The sequence below is a fragment of the Hymenobacter sp. HD11105 genome (assembly GCF_054051685.1).
Map to the genome: position 1 here is coordinate 613144 of NZ_JBSWBR010000001.1, position 17177 is coordinate 630320.

General features: G+C 56.3%; 17 protein-coding genes. 14 read left to right on the forward strand and 3 right to left on the reverse strand.

Features of this window, described 5'->3' with window-relative positions:
• Nucleotides 1–94: 94 nt before the first annotated feature.
• The 13 genes from ACW9KT_RS02805 to ACW9KT_RS02865 all read left to right on the forward strand — a co-directional run bounded on the left by ACW9KT_RS02805 (nucleotide 95) and on the right by ACW9KT_RS02865 (nucleotide 13754).
• On the forward strand, nucleotides 95–964 hold the full coding sequence (locus tag ACW9KT_RS02805; RefSeq protein WP_457077868.1) for a dihydroorotate dehydrogenase: 870 nt from the start codon (nucleotides 95–97) through the stop codon (nucleotides 962–964).
• 47 nt (nucleotides 965–1011) lie between these two features.
• Nucleotides 1012–1410 carry an OsmC family protein gene (locus tag ACW9KT_RS02810; RefSeq protein WP_457077869.1) on the forward strand — a complete coding sequence of 133 codons (399 nt, stop codon included), beginning with the start codon at nucleotides 1012–1014 and terminating at the stop codon, nucleotides 1408–1410.
• Between the two features lie 40 nt (nucleotides 1411–1450).
• Nucleotides 1451–2218: an orotidine-5'-phosphate decarboxylase gene (pyrF, locus tag ACW9KT_RS02815; protein WP_457077870.1), complete on the forward strand. Its 768-nt coding sequence runs from the start codon at nucleotides 1451–1453 to the stop codon at nucleotides 2216–2218.
• Nucleotides 2211–2843: an orotate phosphoribosyltransferase gene (gene pyrE / locus ACW9KT_RS02820; protein ID WP_457077871.1), complete on the forward strand. Its 633-nt coding sequence runs from the start codon at nucleotides 2211–2213 to the stop codon at nucleotides 2841–2843. The genes pyrF and pyrE overlap by 8 nt, the downstream gene beginning before the upstream one ends.
• 121 nt (nucleotides 2844–2964) lie before the next feature.
• On the forward strand, nucleotides 2965–6000 hold the full coding sequence (locus tag ACW9KT_RS02825) for a phosphoribosylformylglycinamidine synthase subunit PurL (RefSeq protein WP_457077872.1): 3036 nt from the start codon (nucleotides 2965–2967) through the stop codon (nucleotides 5998–6000).
• A gap of 8 nt (nucleotides 6001–6008) precedes the next feature.
• Complete coding sequence (locus tag ACW9KT_RS02830; protein WP_457077873.1) at nucleotides 6009–6893, forward strand: phosphoribosylformylglycinamidine synthase subunit PurQ; 885 nt, start codon at nucleotides 6009–6011, stop codon at nucleotides 6891–6893.
• 106 nt (nucleotides 6894–6999) lie between these two features.
• The gene (locus tag ACW9KT_RS02835) at nucleotides 7000–7932 is read left to right on the forward strand and encodes a phosphoribosylaminoimidazolesuccinocarboxamide synthase (RefSeq protein ID WP_457077874.1); all 933 of its coding nucleotides are present in this window, start codon (nucleotides 7000–7002) and stop codon (nucleotides 7930–7932) included.
• Between the two features lie 39 nt (nucleotides 7933–7971).
• Nucleotides 7972–8355 (forward strand): nuclear transport factor 2 family protein, encoded by a 384-nt coding sequence (locus ACW9KT_RS02840; protein ID WP_457077875.1) that lies wholly within the window; start codon nucleotides 7972–7974, stop codon nucleotides 8353–8355.
• A 6-nt stretch (nucleotides 8356–8361) separates the two neighbouring features.
• Nucleotides 8362–8742, forward strand: a complete 381-nt coding sequence (locus ACW9KT_RS02845; RefSeq protein WP_457077876.1) for a hypothetical protein — start codon at nucleotides 8362–8364, stop codon at nucleotides 8740–8742.
• A 12-nt stretch (nucleotides 8743–8754) separates the two neighbouring features.
• Nucleotides 8755–10053 (forward strand): phosphoribosylamine--glycine ligase, encoded by a 1299-nt coding sequence (purD, locus tag ACW9KT_RS02850; protein ID WP_457077877.1) that lies wholly within the window; start codon nucleotides 8755–8757, stop codon nucleotides 10051–10053.
• A gap of 12 nt (nucleotides 10054–10065) precedes the next feature.
• Nucleotides 10066–10824 carry a phosphoribosylglycinamide formyltransferase gene (purN, locus tag ACW9KT_RS02855; protein WP_457077878.1) on the forward strand — a complete coding sequence of 253 codons (759 nt, stop codon included), beginning with the start codon at nucleotides 10066–10068 and terminating at the stop codon, nucleotides 10822–10824.
• 1 nt (nucleotide 10825) lies between these two features.
• A complete protein-coding gene (gene purF / locus ACW9KT_RS02860; RefSeq protein WP_457077879.1) occupies nucleotides 10826–12328 on the forward strand; it encodes an amidophosphoribosyltransferase in 1503 nt (500 codons plus the stop codon).
• Between the two features lie 325 nt (nucleotides 12329–12653).
• Nucleotides 12654–13754, forward strand: a complete 1101-nt coding sequence (locus ACW9KT_RS02865; protein WP_457077880.1) for an AIR synthase-related protein — start codon at nucleotides 12654–12656, stop codon at nucleotides 13752–13754.
• A 282-nt stretch (nucleotides 13755–14036) separates the two neighbouring features.
• Here ACW9KT_RS02865 and ACW9KT_RS02870 read toward each other — a convergent pair whose 3' ends face one another.
• The 3 genes from ACW9KT_RS02870 to ACW9KT_RS02880 form a co-directional block, all read right to left on the reverse strand.
• Nucleotides 14037–14897: an SDR family oxidoreductase gene (locus ACW9KT_RS02870; protein WP_457077881.1), complete on the reverse strand. Its 861-nt coding sequence runs from the start codon at nucleotides 14895–14897 to the stop codon at nucleotides 14037–14039.
• A gap of 165 nt (nucleotides 14898–15062) precedes the next feature.
• A complete protein-coding gene (locus ACW9KT_RS02875) occupies nucleotides 15063–15932 on the reverse strand; it encodes an AraC family transcriptional regulator (RefSeq protein WP_457077882.1) in 870 nt (289 codons plus the stop codon).
• Nucleotides 15933–16091: 159 nt separating this feature from the next.
• Nucleotides 16092–16310, reverse strand: coding sequence for a heavy-metal-associated domain-containing protein (locus ACW9KT_RS02880; protein WP_457077883.1), 219 nt, complete (start codon nucleotides 16308–16310; stop codon nucleotides 16092–16094).
• Between the two features lie 189 nt (nucleotides 16311–16499).
• Here ACW9KT_RS02880 and ACW9KT_RS02885 point away from each other — a divergent pair, with 189 nt between their 5' ends.
• Nucleotides 16500–17171 carry a hypothetical protein gene (locus tag ACW9KT_RS02885; RefSeq protein ID WP_457077884.1) on the forward strand — a complete coding sequence of 224 codons (672 nt, stop codon included), beginning with the start codon at nucleotides 16500–16502 and terminating at the stop codon, nucleotides 17169–17171.
• Nucleotides 17172–17177: the final 6 nt, after the last annotated feature.

The following is a 17177-nucleotide window of genomic DNA, read 5'->3' on the forward strand; positions in this document are numbered from 1 at the left end:
AACAAAGCGCCCGGTGATGAACCGGGCGCTTTGCTTTTGGGGTTATTTTAGTTGAGGCTTCCATAAGAGTCAATAGTTTAAAGTAAAATCAATCATGCAGTTAGGCGCAGTTACACTTCAAAATCCTATCTGCCTGGCCGCGGCCTCTTGGCAGTTGGATGGGCCGGGCTACGAGCGACTGGGGGCCATTTTTACTCGCACCGTGACCATGGAGCCCAAGCCAGGGCTTTATGAGCAAGGCATCTGGCAGGTAGCCGATCAAACGCTGCTCAACGCCACCAACATGCGCACCGAAAACGCGGAGATTCTGGTGCAGGAGCATCTGCCGAATCTGTTGCGCTACGGCGTGCCGGTGCTGGTAAGCATCACGGCGCCGGGCATTCCGGGCTTCCGTAAAATCGCTCGCTTCTTGAAGCGCGAGGCTGGGGGGCAAATTGCGGGCGTTGAGGTTTATATAACCTGTACTGATACGGCCAAAGGCGCCGAGATTACGCCCAAGTTTGTGCGCGACGCTACCGAAGCAGTACGCAATGAACTGGGGCCCGAGGCCATTATCGTAGTAAAGCTACCCCCGTGGCCTGACTTTATTCGCGGTCTGGCGCTAGGCGCGCAGGAGGGTGGCGCTTCGGCCGTAGCCGCTTGTAATACGCTTAAAGGCCTGCACTTACCCGACGATGCTAACGCTAAGCCGCTTGTCGGCGGTTTGTCAGGCGAAGCGTTGCGGCCGGTGGCTCTACGCTGCGTGTACGAGCTGGCCCACGATGCTCGCATTAAGTTGCCGATCTTTGGTACGGGGGGCATTTTTACCAGCAACCATGTCACCGATTACTTGCGTGTAGGCGCCAACGCCGTGCAGATTGCCAGCGGCGAGTGGCTGGATCCCGGCCTAACCGCCCGCCTGGCCGAAGAATGTGCCCCCGTAAACTCTGACTCTAATGTACAAGGTGCTTCCTTGTACAGGTAGCTAGCTTCTCTCTTAAAAAGTTACCCGCCGTTGATATTTCTGTAGCTATGAAAATGTCGGCCAGCATCATCAGCCGTGAGCACCACCACGAAATCCTGGTTCAGACGAATGAGTCAACCAAGGCAATCCAAATTCAGCCTAAACCAACTGGATTTGGATCATCAGTGAATGGAGGAGAACTGCTGCTGCTGTCCCTAGCTACTTGCTTTTGCAACGACATCTACCGGGAAGCTAGCAACCGGGGCATACCAGTCTCAGGGGTAGAGGTAGAGGTCACCGGTCACTTCGGGCAGCCCGGCGAAGCTGGTTCACATTTCACGTACAAGACTACTGTCGTGTCAGATGCGCCCGCCGCAGAAGTTGCCGAGCTGATTCGGTATACCGACCGCATTGCTGAAGTCCATAATACCTTGCGCCAAGGAATTGACATTAAACTAATTAGCTAGCACGTTTTTCCACCCGCTTATCACTGTTCTCGCAGGCCTTATGAACAAACTCACCACCCGCGTTCAGCAAGCTAATTCCTTACTCTGCGTCGGCCTCGACCCCACCGGCGACGATGCCTTCGTGGCCGAGCGCCTGCGTGAAGTCATAGCGCAAACCGCTGAGTTTGCTGCCGCCTTTAAGCCGAATCTGGCCTTCTTTCTCTCCCGCGAAAACGGCGTAGCTCTCTTGCGCGAAACCGTAGCCCTAATTCCAAAGGATATTCCCGTCATCCTCGACGGCAAGTTTGGCGACATTGCTAACACCGCCGAGCACTACGCCCAATTTGCCTACGACCGCATCGGCGCCGACGCCGTGACGGTGAACCCCTACATGGGCGACGACGCTATTGTGCCCTTCGCCCGTCCCGATAAAATGGTGTTTGTGTTGGCCAAAACCTCCAACAAACCCGCTCACTCTCTGCAAGATGTAGCCCTCACCCGCGGCGGCTACGTGAGTGATATGGCTGCCCAGATTTCCTGCGAACTCGACGAGCAGCACCATAATATTGGCCTAGTAGTAGGCGCTACCAATGCCGCCGCCGTAGCCCGCGTACGGGAAAGCTGCCCGACGCAATGGTTTCTGGTTCCAGGTATCGGCGCCCAGGGCGGCGACTTAGCGGCCACGCTCCACGCTGGCCTGCGTGCCGATGGGCTTGGACTGCTCATCAATGCCTCCCGCGCCATCTGGCAAGCAGCCGATGCTGGTGCCGCCGCCCGTGAATTAATGCAACAAATAAATGACCTCCGTCCCGTTTCCGCTCATGCCTGATTCTGCTCCTGAAATGACTTCTGAACCTCGTTTTGACGCTCCGCTTCTTGAGCAGCAACTGATGCAGGAAGATGCCTTGCTCAGGGGGCATTTTCGCCTCTCCTCAGGTTTGCACTCCGATACCTACGTGCAGTGCGCCCGCTTTCTGCGCCGCCCCGAGTTGGCTGCTCCGGCTATGGCTGAGCTGGCTCAGCGCATCCGCGAAGCTGGCTTGCAGCCCGATGTAGTAGTAGGTCCGGCTATGGGTGGCGTGGTGGTGAGCTACGAGCTGGGCCGGCAGCTAGGCGTGCCTGCCATCTTCACTGAGCGCGACGATACCGGCCAAATGACCCTACGCCGCGGCTTCACCCTGCAACCCGGGGAGCGAATTATTATCGCCGAAGATGTGGTGACTACGGGCAAGAGTACCAAAGAAGTAGCGCAAATTTTGGAAGGGCTGGGGGGCAAAATTTTGGGTGTCGCGAGTTTAATTGACCGCACGGGTGGCAAAGCAGAGCTTTCTTTTCCGACCTTTGCACTGCTGCCGGTCACGGCGGCTACCCACGCACCCGATGATTGCCCGCTGTGCCGGGCAGGTATTCCGGTAGTAAAACCTGGCAGTCGGCCGGAGAAAGCGTTTTCTTAAACCTACCTGCTGGCTTCGGCCCGCAGGCAAGGCATTTTCGGGTCCCGATTGTCGGGGCGCTTTTCCGTGGCCGGTGGTCGGCAGTGGGAAGTCGAAAAATAGCAAACCTTACCTGTTCCTTTTGGAAAATCATCTTCATTCCATTCAGCTGCTGCCCAAGCCCGGCATTCACGACGGCGACGGGCAGCGCGTAGCGGAAGCCGCGCAGCGCCACCTTGGCCTGCGCACGCGCCGGGTGCAAAGCACGGCCGTTTACTCGGTGCGCTACCCGCTCACCGCCCAGCAACTTCGCGATTTCGCCGAGCAGTGCCTCCAAGATCCGGTGTTGCATGAGGTGGCCCTAAACGAGTTTCGCCGCGACCCCCACTTTCAGTCCTATATATTGGTGGCCAAAGGCCCCGGCGTAACCGACGACGAAGGCACCTCGGCCCAAAATGCCCTCGGCGACTTCCTCAACCAGCCCCTCGACACGCGCACCCAGCATATTTTCAGCAAGCGTTTGTATCTGCTGGAAGAGAATTTGCCCCCCGCCGACCTGCGCCGCTTGGCCGAAGAGCTGCTCGGCAACAAGCTCATCAACCGCTTCGAAGTAGGCCCCGCCGACCAGATCCGCGACTTCACGCCCCGCCCCGGCACCTCCGTCGATAACACCACCCACACCATTGACCTGAATGTGTCGGATGAGGAGTTGGTGCAGTTATCCAAGGATAATCTCTACGCCCTGAATCTGGCCGAAATGCAGGCCGTGCGAGCGTATTATCAGCTGCCCGAAACTCAGCAGGAGCGCCAGGCCGCCGGCCTGCCCGCCGAGCCCACCGACTGCGAGCTGGAAATTATCGCCCAAACTTGGTCGGAGCACTGCAAGCACAAGGAGTTCAGTGCCTTAATCAACTACCACGACGCCGAAACGGGCGAGGAGTACCAAGTTGATTCCCTTTTCAAAACCTACATAAAGGACGCCACCGCCGAGGTTGACCGCCAGCTGCGCGCCAACGGCAACGACTGGCTCATCAAGGTATTCTCCGACAATGCTGGTGCCGTGCGCATCAACGACGAGTCGCTGTTTGTCTGGAAGGTAGAAACCCATAATTCGCCCTCGGCCATTGACCCCTACGGCGGCGCCATTACCGGCATTTTGGGCAACAACCGCGACCCGCTGGCCACTGGCATCGGTGGGGCTCGCTTGCTGTTCAATACCAACGTCTTGTGCTTCGGTAATCCTGATTACGACGGCCCGCTGCTGACTAATCAGCTGCACCCGCGCCGCATATTTGAAGGCGTGCGCAAGGGCATTGAAGACGGCGGCAATAAATCCGGCGTGCCGACGGTAAACGGCAGCATCGTTTTCGACGACCGCTACGCCGGCAAGCCGCTGGTGTACTGCGGCACCGGCGCCGTGATGCCCATGCAACTGGCCGGCCTCGATTCCTGGGAAAAGAAGATTGACGACGGCGACCGTATCATTATGGCCGGTGGCCGCGTGGGCAAAGACGGTATCCACGGCGCTACCTTCAGCAGCATTGAGCTAGACGAATCGTCGCCGGCCACGGCCGTGCAGATTGGCTCGCCCATCACGCAGAAGCTGGCCATGGATTTCCTCATCCTCGCCACCCGCCGTGGCCTCATCAAGTGCAGCACCGACAACGGCGCTGGGGGGCTTTCTTCCTCCGTCGGCGAGCTTGCTGGCATCAGCGGCGGGGCTGTAGTAGACCTCGAAAAAGTGCCACTGAAGTATCCTGGCCTACGTCCGTGGGAGATTTTTGTGAGCGAATCACAGGAGCGGTTTACGCTGGTAGTGGAGCCCGGCAAACTGGCGGAAGTGCTAGCTTTGGGTCGGGAAATGGAAGTAGAGCTAACCGACATTGGCTATTTCACCGCCGATGGCTACTTGGATGTGCGCTTCGCTAATGCACCAGTGGCCCGCCTGAACATGCACTTCCTGCACGAAGGCGTGCCGCGCAAAATCATGGAAGCCGAGTGGCAGAAGCCCACGGCTCAGGAGCCAGTTTTGCCCCCCAGCCTCGACTATACCGACGTTTTACATCAACTACTCGGCTCGCTCAACATCTGCTCCCGTGAGTCCGTCATTCGCCAATACGACCACGAGGTGAAGGGCCGCACCATCATCAAGCCGCTGATGGGCGCCACTGGCCAGGCGCCGCAGGATGCCGCCGTGGTGCGCTTCAACTTCGAGAGTTGGGAAGGCGTGGCCGTGAGCAACGGCATTCTGCCCCGCTTCGGCGACCTGGACGCTTATCATATGTCGGCTGGCGCTTTCGACGAGGCTGTGCGTCAGATAATCGCCGTAGGGGGCAAATTGCCTAACCTCACGCCCGGCGACAACATCTTCTGGTCAGTAAACGACAATTTCTGCGTTCCCGATTCGGATTTTCACCCCGTCACGAATCCCGACGGCAAGCAAAAGCTGGCCAAGTTGGTGCATATGTGCCAAGCCCTGCGCGACGCCACCGCTGCCTACTGCATCCCGCTCACCAGCGGCAAGGACAGCATGAAAAACGACTTCAAGGCCGACGGCGTGAAGATTTCCGTGCCGCCCACGGTTTTGTATTCCATGACGGCTAAAATCGAGGACGTGCGCCGCACCGTCACCAGCGACTTCAAGCAAGCCGGCGACGTGGTGTACTTGCTGGGCCGCACCTACGACGAGCTCGGCGGCTCCGAGTTTTACCAACTATTCGGGGAGTTGGGCGCCAATGTGCCGCAAGTGCGCTTCGCGGAAGCCAAAGAGCTATACACCCTCATGGGCCAAGCCAACGACCAGCAACTCATTCGATCCTGCCATGATCTTTCCGACGGCGGCCTGGCCGTAGCGCTAGCCGAAGCAACCTTCGGGGATGGGCTCGGGGCCAAAATTGAATTGACCGGCGAGCTGCCGCTATCTGCCCAGTTATTCTCCGAATCGCACTCCCGCTTCGTGGCCACCGTGGCGCCCGAAGATGTAGTAGCGTTTGAGAAGATTCTGGGAGATAAAGCCACGCGCTTAGGTGTTGTTACCAATGATAATTTCTTACTCGTAACGCATCAGGGCCAGCTCGTGATAGAAGCCGACACGGAAGAGCTACGTCAGACCTGGACCAACGGCCCAGTGAATCAGGCTATCGGTTTTGGCGAACACATAATGGGGGAGGGGAAATGAAAGAGAATATGAATCAACCCGCTGCTGTCCAAGCGCTTATTTTGACCGGGTTCGGGATCAACTGCGAGGAGGAAATGGCTGCCGCCTACCGCTTGGCCGGCGCAGAAGCAACCATTGTACACCTTAATCAAGTCCTGCACGGCGAGGTCAGCATTCACGACTACGACATCCTGAACTTTCCGGGGGGCTTTTCCTTCGGCGACGATCTGGGCTCCGGTGTGGTACTGGCAAAGAAGCTGCGCTACCGCCAAACTCCCGGCGGTTTCACCCTGCTCGACGACTTGCGCGAGTTTATCGCTCGCGGCAAGTTCGTGCTGGGTATTTGCAACGGCTTCCAAGTGCTGGTGAAGCTGGGCTTGCTGCCTAACCTGGGGGGCAATTTTCAGCCCGAAGTAACCCTGACGCACAACGCGTCCGGCCGCTACGAAGACCGTTGGGTACGCTTGAAGGTGAATGCAAATAACCGCAGCCCCTTTCTGCAAGGACTAGACTCCTTTGAAGTGCCCGTGCGCCACGGCGAAGGCCGCCTGCTCATCCCCGATGAAGCCACGCGCCAGCGCATCCTCGACCAAAATCTGAACTGCCTAACCTACTGCGACGCCACCGGCTGCGAGGTAACGCAGTACCCCCACAACCCCAACGGCGCCGACTTAAACTGCGCCGGCCTTACTGATACCACCGGACAGGTATTTGGCTTGATGCCGCACCCGGAAGCCTTCTTGTCGCTCTACAATCATCCCGATTGGGCGCGCCGCAAGCGCGTGAATAAGGAGTTGAGCGAGGAAGGAGATGGTCTGAAGCTATTCCGAAATATTGTGGAGCATGTGGCCTCGTTGCCGCAGCGCTCAGCTTCAGCACCTTCACTGCAATCAGTAGAAACGCCACTTCATTAAACCGCCTTTCCACACCAAGACACAAACCACTCACTGTCATCAGGCTTCCTCTTTGAAAAAGCCCCCCAGATGAAGTAACCCGCAAAGCGACCTACTAACCCCGCAAATGAACACCCTCAACCACTTCGATACTCCCCAGCTCGAGCTTCTCCACCGCGGCAAAGTCCGTGACTCGTACCGCGCTCCTTCCGGCGAGCGGCTCATCGTGGTTACCGACCGTCTGTCGGCGTTCGACTCGGTGTTGGAGACGCCCGTAGCCCACAAGGGCGCGGTGCTAAACAGGTTGGCGGCTTTCTGGTTTGAGAAAACTCAGCATATCATTCCTAACCACGTCATTGCCCTGCTCGACCCCAACGTGACGCTGGCTAAGGAAGCCGAGCCGATTCGGGTGGAGATGGTGGTGCGCAACTACCTCACTGGCTCCATGCTGCGCGGCTACCAGCAAGGTCAGCGCACCTTCTCGGGCGTGACGGTGCCCGATGGCCTAACCAAGCACCAGCAGTTTCCCGAGCCCATCGTGACGCCGACCACCAAGGAAGAATCGGACCGCGAAATCACGCCTGAGAACTTGGTGTCGGAAGGCTGGGTATCGGCTGAGCTGTATGAGCGGATGCGGGTGAAGTCGTTGGAGCTGTTCAATTTTGCCTCCCAGTGGATGGCCGAGCGCGGCATCATCCTGGTGGATACCAAGTATGAGTTTGGCTTGCTGAATGGCGAGCTGATTCTGATCGACGAAATTCATACGCCCGACTCGTCGCGCTTCTGGAGCGCCGAGGATTACGCCCGGAACCCGGAAACGGCCGAGCAGATGGATAAAGAGTACGTGCGTCAGTGGCTCATCGCCAACAAAGTAAATGGCCAGTACCCCCGCGCCCTCACCCCAGAAGTTTCCGCCGAAGCTACCCGCCGCTACCTCGATATCTACGAGCGCATCACCGGCAGTCCGCTGCCCACCGGCAACGAAACCACTCCCGACGGCGACGTCCAAGCCCGCCTGGTGGGCAACTTAGTGCGGGCCGGCATCATGCAAGAAGTCTGAACTCGTCGGTGATTATGCCTTCAACTACCATCGAACGCAATGCAAGCCTCTGATCCTAAGCAACTCGTGCAAGCCTACATCGAAGCGTACAACCGCTTTGATGTAGACGGGATGGTACACCATCTGCACGAGGATGTGGAGTTCAGAAACATTGCCAACGGCGAGGTTAATCTTACCACAACTGGCAAGGAAAGCTTCCGGCAGCAAGCTGAGCAGGCCAAGCAGTATTTCTCCCAGCGAGAACAGCGCGTCACGGACTGGCAGATAGCTGATAACCGCGTAGAAGTACTGATTGACTATATCGCAGTGGCCGCTATGGAATTTCCCAATGGCTTGAAACCGGGCGATACGCTGCAACTACAGGGTAAGTCAGTGTTCCAGATTGCCGATGGTCAGATTACTTCTATTGAAGATATCAGCTAAGGAGCCATGGAAGAATTACTTGCTGGATATGCTTTGAATGATGGAAAAATTTGCTCTATAAGATTAGAAGTAGAATATTCTTCGGTTACTAACTCTGCGGTTCGGCAAGCTTCAGTTCATTTACTGATTCGCAAGAAGGCAACCAATGGCAAATGGGAACCTTGCCTACTACAAATCCAACTAATTGGTATTCAAAAGCTCGTTATTAATGAAGAGTTTGATTCTACCTATTATTCTGATGTTGTATTTAAGAAGATAGAAAACGATATGTGGTATCTGTCCTTAGATCCCTACGGAAACTCTGGAGAACCGCAAGAAAAGGACAACCTAGTAATAGTAGCAGAGTCAGTGAAAATTGAAGAAGAAATACTTCAAGATAGATTTTAAGCATAAATAACCTTGAGCACCAACACCAAACATATAGTTCTTCTCGGCGGCGGTGCCCGTGAACACGCCATGGCGTGGAAGCTGACCCTCGACGGGGCCACCGTGCACGTGCTGCCCGGCAACGGCGGCATTCCGAATAGTCACCCCGAAATTAGCCCCTTAGACTTCCCTGCAGTAGAGAATTTCTGCCGGGAGCATGATATCAAGCTTATCGTGGTGGGCCCCGAGGCTCCGCTGGCGGCTGGTGTTACGGACTATTTTGCCAAGACGGATATTCGAGTGTTTGGACCAACGCGGCAGGGAGCAGTACTGGAAAGCTCTAAGGTGTGGAGCAAGAAATTCATGCGCCGCCACGGCGTCGCTACGGGCTTGTCCTGGACGTTTCGCAGCGACCAAATGGACACCGCTCGCGCCAAAGCAGCCGAGTTGGGGGGCAATTTGGTGATCAAATACGACGGCCTGGCCGCCGGCAAAGGCGTGTACGTATGCAGCTCCGTGGATGAGGCGAACGAGGCTCTGACCGAGCTACAGGACCAGCACCCCGAGTGGTTTTCGTTTCTGCTGGAAGAAAAGCTGAGCGGCCCCGAGATCAGCATCATCGGCATCACCGATGGCAACCGCATCCGCCTGCTGGCTCCATCCCAGGATCATAAGCAACTACTGGCCGGTGACAAAGGACCTAATACGGGCGGCATGGGCGCTTACTGCCCCGTACCCTTCGCCGACGACAACGTGCTAGCCGCCATCCGCCGCGACATCGTGGACCCCACCATGCGCGGTCTGCAAGCCGAGCCGTTCGACTTCAAGGGCTTTATTTATTTCGGGATTATGCTCACCCCGCAAGGTCCGAAGCTGTTGGAATACAACGCCCGCCTCGGTGACCCGGAAGCGCAGGTGCTGCTGCCGGCCCTGAAAAGTAGTTTGCTGGAACTGATAGAGGCCACACTCGACGGCAACCTAGCCCAAACGACCGTGTGGCAGCACAACGGCACTTTTATCGGTGTGGTGCTAGCCTCGGATGGTTATCCAGCCGCTAGTTTCCTAACTGGCTTTCCGATTAGTGGCCTAGACAATCCAGCCAATTTTGCCCCCCAGACCTTAATTTTCCACGGCGCAACCCGCCGCCAACCCAACGGACAACTCACTACTAGCGGCGGCCGGGTTCTGACAGTGGTTTCGCGAGGCCACGATTTGGAAGGTGCTGTGCAACAGGTGTATGCCGAGTGCAAAAAGGTTACCTTTGAGGGTGTTTATTACCGCTCCGATATCGGCCAGCGTCCCATCCCGGAGCTGACGGCCGCTAAATTTTAGTCCACTACTAAAATGAGCCAGACTCCTTCTTCCAGCGAAAACCAGCCAACGCCCTTCCTCCCCGAAGGAACGCGCGCTGAGCAAGCGCGAGGACCTGAGAGAGAAGGCGAGCAGCCCAGCACTCCGCGCAAGCAGCGGCTGGCCATTTTACTGTCGGGGCGCGGCTCCAACATGGTGGCGCTGGTAGATTCTATACAAATGGGCGCCCTGCGCGAACTTGCAGAGGTGGCAGTGGTGTTCAGCAACAATCCTGACGCGCCGGGCTTAGCCACGGCCGCCGCCCTAGGCTGCCAAACGGCTAGCCTGGCCCCGGCCGGCCGCAAGCGAGCCGACTACGACGCGGCAGTGGTACAAATACTAAGAGAGTATGAGCCTGATTATCTGGTGTTAGCCGGCTATATGCGCATTCTCTCGCCGGTGCTAGTGCGAGCTTACACCGGCCGCATTCTCAACATCCATCCCGCCGACACCCATTTGCACCAAGGCCTGCACGCCTACGAATGGGCCTTTGAAAACAAACTTTCCGAAACAAAAATCACCGTCCACCTCGTGGATGAAGGCCTCGATACTGGCCCCGTATTGGCCCAGCGCCCCGTTGACCTGCGGGGGGCAAATACGCTGTCTGAAGTCGAACGTCGCGGCCTGCTCGTAGAGCATGAGCTGTACGCCGACACGCTGGTGCGCTTATTTCGAGGCCAGATTTCCCCTTCCACCCCCGCCAGCTGCCCGGCCGCCCCGCCTGACAACCGGCAACTGACAACAGAGAATTGATATGTGCGGAATAGTTGGTTTTTACGGTCCTGAGCCAGTAGCAGCGGACATTGTAGTTGGCTTAACGGCCCTGCAACACCGCGGCCAAGATGCAGCTGGGATTGTCACCTTCGACGATAATTTCCACCTCTGCAAAGGCAACGGACTCGTCAACGACGTGTTCAAGCCCAAGCACGTGAAGAAGCTAAAAGGCAACATCGGCATCGGCCATGTGCGCTACACCACCCAAGGCTCCAACGACTCGGAGCTGGCCCAGCCCTTCACCACCAGCTACCCCTTCGGCCTGGGCATGGTGCACAACGGCAACGTGATCAACTTCCGGGAAGTGGCTCAGCGTCTACATGATAAGTACCATGTGTTGCCCAAAACCAGCAACGACCTGGAACTGATCATGTACACCTTCGCCTCGGAGCTGCGCATCAAGGACCTAGACCGCCTCTCGGTAATCGACATTTTCGACGCCGTTGAGACCACGCAGGAGCTGGTAAAAGGCGCCTATGCTACCATCACCGTTATTGCTGGTCACGGTTTGCTGGCCTTCAACGACCCGCTGGGTATTCGCCCCTTGGTGCTAGGCTGCCGCCAAACACCCGACGGTCCGGTATACGCCTTCGCTTCGGAGAGTACCTGCTTCGATTATCTGGGCTTCGACTTCGTGGAAAATGTAGGGCCAGGGCAAGCCGTGTTCATTGATAAAAACCTCAAGATTCACTACAAGAACCCCTACGAGGTGCCTAAGGCGTTCTGCGTGTTTGAGCACATTTACTTCGCCCGCGAAGACTCCGTTATTCATAGTCGCCTGGTAGCGCGGGAGCGGGTGAGACTCGGTAAAATGCTTGCTCGCAAGGTTATGGCTGCGGGGATTAAGCCCGATATGGTGATTGATGTGCCATCATCGGGATACTTTGCTGCTTCCGGCTTGGCCGAAGCCATCGGCGTGCCTTACCGGCGCGGCTTGGTGAAGAACAACCACATGGGCCGCAGCTTCATTGTGAGCAGTCAGGCCGGCCGCGAGGATGTAGTAAAGAAAAAGCTGAACCCCATCCGCGAATTTGTGGAAGGCAAAAAAATAGCGGTGGTCGATGACAGTATCGTGCGCGGCACTACCTCGCGGCGCATCGTGCGCATTCTGCGCGAAGCTGGAGCCTTAGAAGTGTACTTTATTTCCTCTGCGCCGCCCATCGTGAGCCCCTGCATTTACGGCATCGATATGGCCATGAGCACCGAGTTGATTGCTGCTAACTACACGGAGGAAGAAATCTGCCGCTACATCGAGGCTGATAAAGTTATTTATCAGGACTTGAGTGACTTACAGGATCTTTTTGCCGAGGAGCGTGGCCACGGCGGTTGCTTCGCCTGCTTCTCCGGCCGCTACCCCACCGGCGACGTCACCAAGTACCTGCGTCACATCCAAGAGGAGCGCGAAAGCCACCGCGACAAAAAAGATCGTCATAAAGTAGCTCCATCGGTAAGCGCGAAGGCCCCCGCCCCAACGGAACATTAGAACGACAACTCCCCTCCTCAGATGAGGAGGGGACGCGGCGGCGCAGCCGACGCTGGGGTGGTTGACCGGCGTTGCTGATGTTGTTTAGCTTGAGTAATAAAAAAGGGGCGGTCATGCAGAGCAAAGCGAAGCATCTCGCGTGCTGATGGCTGATTACTAATCCCACTAAACACGCGAGATGCTTCGCTCTGCTCAGCATGACGTTCTATTAAAAACAACCAAACAACGACCTCAACCACCCCAGCCTCTGCTGTGCGGTGGCGTCCCCTCCTCATCTGAGGAGGGGAGCTTGCTAAGTACCATTTCAACGATTACCTCACGCCCTATGTCCACTGCTTCCCCTAAACCTGCCGGCTACGACATCGACCTCGGCAATGCTTGCTCCCGCAACGCCTACGCCTGGGCCAAGAAAACCTTCCCCAACCGCGCCGGCCAGCCCGGCGAGCCGGCTCAGGATCTGGACGGTGGCTTCTCCAACGAAATCCGCTTCGGCCAGGAGCGCCTCGGCATTAGCTCCGACGGGATCGGGACCAAGATAGAAGTAGCCGAGCGCGTAGGTCGCTTCGACACCTTGGGCTACGACCTCATTGCCATGGTGGCCGACGACCTAATTGCCGGGGGCTTTGTACCTAGCAATCTGTCGAACATCATCGACGTGAATACTCTGGATTACGACGTAATCGATGAGCTAATGCGCGGTCTGCACGACGCGGCCAACTTCAGCCACATCGCCGTGACGGGGGGCGAAATTGCCGAACTGGGCAACCGGATTGGTGGCTGGCCCGGCGCCCGCATGAACTTCAACTGGTGCTCTACAGCCGTGGGCGCGTTGCATCCGTCGCTAAAAAGCCCCCTGAGCGGCGCTACCGCCCAAGCCGGCCACGCGGTAGTTTCACTCCACTCGCCCAGCTTCCGCTCCAACGGCTTCTCCCTGGCCCGCCGCACCCTACAAAGTCTCTACGGCGACAATTGGCACACAGCGCCCTACACCGGCTCCGACGCCGCTGAGCTAGGCAATACCTGGGGCGAAGTGCTGCTGGCGCCGTCTCTTATCTACGCGCCCGCCGTAGCTCGTCTGCTAGATGCTAACCTGATCCTGCACGGCATCGCCCACATCACCGGCGGCGGCATTGCCGACAACTTCCAGCGCGTACTCAAAAACAACGGTGTAGGCGCCGAGCTTGACAACCTGTTCGAGCCCCTGCCCGCCATGCAAAAGCTTACCAAGCTAGCCGGCATTTCCCCTGCCGACGCCTACCTCTACTGGAACATGGGCAACGGCATGCTGCTCGTAACCGAAGAAGCCCAAGCCGCCGCTGTTGTAAGCCAGCTGCAAGCCGATGGCTACCAGGCCCAAGTAGCAGGCCGCATCACTGCTGAGCCCGGTATTAAGCTGAGAGTAGCAGCAGGTGAGTTGACGTATTAGGTAGCGTCTCTGCTTAATTATTCACCAAAAAGCCCCCCGAAGAGAGTTGAGGGGCTTTTTCATATAACGACAATCAATCCTTGTTTAAGCAGTACGTCATGCAGAGCGGAGCGAAGCATCTCGCGTGCTGACGTCTGATTAGTAACCTAACGGCGCAAGCGAGATGCTTCGCTCCGCTCTGCATGACGGGCTATTATATTTGTATTAATCCTGAACAGCTCAAGCTACAAAAAAGCCCCCCAGAACCATTCTGTGGGGCTTTTTTATGGCTAGCAACGGCTGCTATAGCTTATAAAGCAGTTTTACTCCTTCTGTGAGTGAGGTAGGTTTTCGGCCTAATATCGTTTCCAACTGAGGGCTTACTTCGGTTTCTTGGCCCTGCTTGATGTCGGCCATGAAGCCGGCGGTACGCTCGATGGCTAGCTCAGGTACCCCGCGCTCCTGCATGCTGGCGGCAAAGGTGCCCTGCTCGATGGGCGTGTAGGCTACTGGTTTGCCGGAGGCGGCAGTCAGGGCGGCGGCTACATCGTCGAAGGAGTAGGCCTCGCTGCCGGTGAAATGGTAGGTGCGGTTGTCGCAGGTGTTTTCGAGTAGGACATTGGCAATGGCTTCGCCCATTTCGCTGCGGAGGGCGTAGGCTACCCGGCCTTGGCCCGCTGGCAGGCGAATGCCGGTTTCGAATACGCGGGGTCCGGTAAAGAGCGGCAGCGTATCCATGTAGAGGATATTGCGGAAGAGAATGTAATTCAAGCCGCTTGCCTGGATGTAGTCCTCCGTTTGGAAGTGACGCACCATCAGTTGGTTGACCAGCGTGCTGGGATCTTTGAGCGCCCGACCTGTGTAGGCCAGACAGCGTACACCGGCTCGCTTAGCCGCGTCTACCACGTTGTAATGTTGCTGTAGCGCATCGTCTTCGCCGCCACCAGAGATAAGCAGCACTTTTTCAACGCTTTGCATAGCCCGATCCAGGGAGGCTATGTCGTCGTAGCTGCCTACACGGATACTTACGCCCTGCGCTTGCAGGTCGGCGGCTTTGTGCTCGTCGCGCACGAAGGCGGCCAGCTGGGTGGCGGCGGTTTTTTGCAGGAGGGTTTGTAATACGGCCGAGCCGAGGTGCCCTGTCGCTCCAGTTATTAATATCATACCAAAAGGGGTTGTAGTTGATGTATGGCTTCGGTCCGCGCTGGCTTGGCCCGATTGGCGGCCGGCGGCTGGGACCCGAAGTTTACGCTACAAAATTCGGCGCTAGAGCTACCCAGCGGAATGGCCAGATTGCGGCAAGCTGTGGCAAAAAGGCGGCAAACGCGCTCAGGCCACTTGGCGGTAAGCCGTGGGCGAAAGGCCCGTGCTTTTCTTAAAGAATCGGCTAAAAGTGAACTGGTCAGTGAAGTGCAGGCTCGCCGCTACCTGCTGAATGGTGAGGGCGGGGTCTTGCAGTAAGGTCTTGGCTTCCAGCACAGCAGCGGCGTTTATCCAGTCGCTCGCGGTTCGGCCGGTTACGTCTTTGACCAGGTCCGTGAGGTGCTTGGGCGTGATGCACAGTTGGCTGGCATAAAACGCGACGCCCCGCGCGGTGGCGCTATGCGTCTGGACCAGCTGTTTAAAGGCCGTCGTCAGCAATTGGCTGCGGGGCTTGCCCGCTGCCGGGAGCGGCTCGGTTTGGTGTTCGTAGAGGGCGCCTATCTCGTAGAGCAGACTGTTAATAATGTTTTTTAGAATGTTATCTCGCTCAGCGACAGAGTAATAATACTTCTGCTGCAAAAAACGGAAGGACGCGGCTAGACTAGCGGCTTCCGCGGCCGAGAGTGGAAGCACGTAGGTGGTTGGCGCGACCAAAAAGCGAAGCTTGCCCGAAGCCGCGTTATTGGTCGTGATGAATTCCTTAGTGAAAAAGACGGACAAGGTTTCGTAGTCATCACTGATGTGCAGCCACTGCTTGATCACATCTGGCGTGGCTAGTAGTAGGCAGTTGGGGGCTACAGCGTACGTTTCCAGGTTTGCTTTTAGCTCGGCCGTACCCCGCAGGCACAGGCTGATTTTATAATAATCGCCGCGGTAGGGGCGGTCTAGGGGAATCTGGGGCTTCACCGTCGCGTAATCGGGAAAGTAGACCTCGGTGGGCGCGTTGTTGTAGCTGGCAAATGCCTGGAGCTGATAAGTAGGAATATGCTCGCTCATTAGGAAGGATATTGCTTATCGTAAGCTGATTATAATGGGTAAACTATCTTTTAGCGGAAGTTACTGCCAACGCCTCGCAATAGCCTAAAAAAGCCCCCTAGAACTTTTCTGGGGGGCTTTTTTAGCTAATAACGCTATGAGCTAAATGCAGAAAGAAACTTAAGCAGCTTGTCGAGGCTCGATATCGAAGCCGGCCTGGGCTACGGCTTTCATCACCTGCTCGGGAATGACGTTTTCGCCTTCCACGGTCAGGATTTTGTCGGGGTTGTTGGTGTCGACGTTCCACTTCTGCACGGTGGGTTCCGCATCCAGAAAAGGCGTAACGGCGCGCAGGCAGTTGGCGCAGTTGATAGAGGTTTTGAATTGTAGGGTAGGCATAGGAGCAAGGTTGAGCCGCCGAGGCAACCGAAGTAGCTTCAGCGGCGGGTGATGAAACACTGATATAGCAGTGAGAACGCTACAAAAGTACCAACGTGAATAAGGCTGAGAAGTATAGGCTTTGGCTGGCGAAGTGTAGAGTTTTGTGCTACTTCATGAAGTAACCAAAATCCTTCATCTTGTATACCTATGAGTTATCAGTTAGAAAAATGGATATGGACGGAAGCTGATTTCGAGCAGATGGGCTGGCACGATGCCAGGATCTATGCTGTGCAGTTTGGAAAAAGTATCAGCTTTGATCTCGACTACATTTTTGAATGGGTGCGAGATGGTAAAGATGATTTCTTCTCATTCATAGTAGCTCCCGTAACTCTTGTTTTTCTTGAACCAACAAGTATATTATTTAATGTCAATTTTCGGACTAGTCAAGAACTAGAAATAGAAGACATCCATCGGCGAACTGTAAGTGCAGCAAGTACGGAGTGGTGTATCGAAACACATCACGGCGATATAATTATTACCGCTAACACATTCCATCAAATAGTTAAGCGGCCTCCAACTCGTCAATTTGGCCAACAATTACTGCCCGAAGAGCGTGGTGAGCCGAACTTTAGCGTAGTACCCGACTATACGTTTGTTCAATCAGACGAAATCAATCGAATACATGCTGACCATTTTGCTCTGCGTCAGAAAGCGGCTGGAGTACGACAACTGAGGCGGCAACTTACGAAACTGCTGGAGCAGCGAAGTGCCGGAGTAATAGAAGTAAAACGGTATCTACTGGAAAAACGCGAGCTAGAAAAAAAGTTGAACCAGCTGTACGATGAGTTAAAGAACACTAAGTGGCAAGGCGATGTCTAAGCCGAG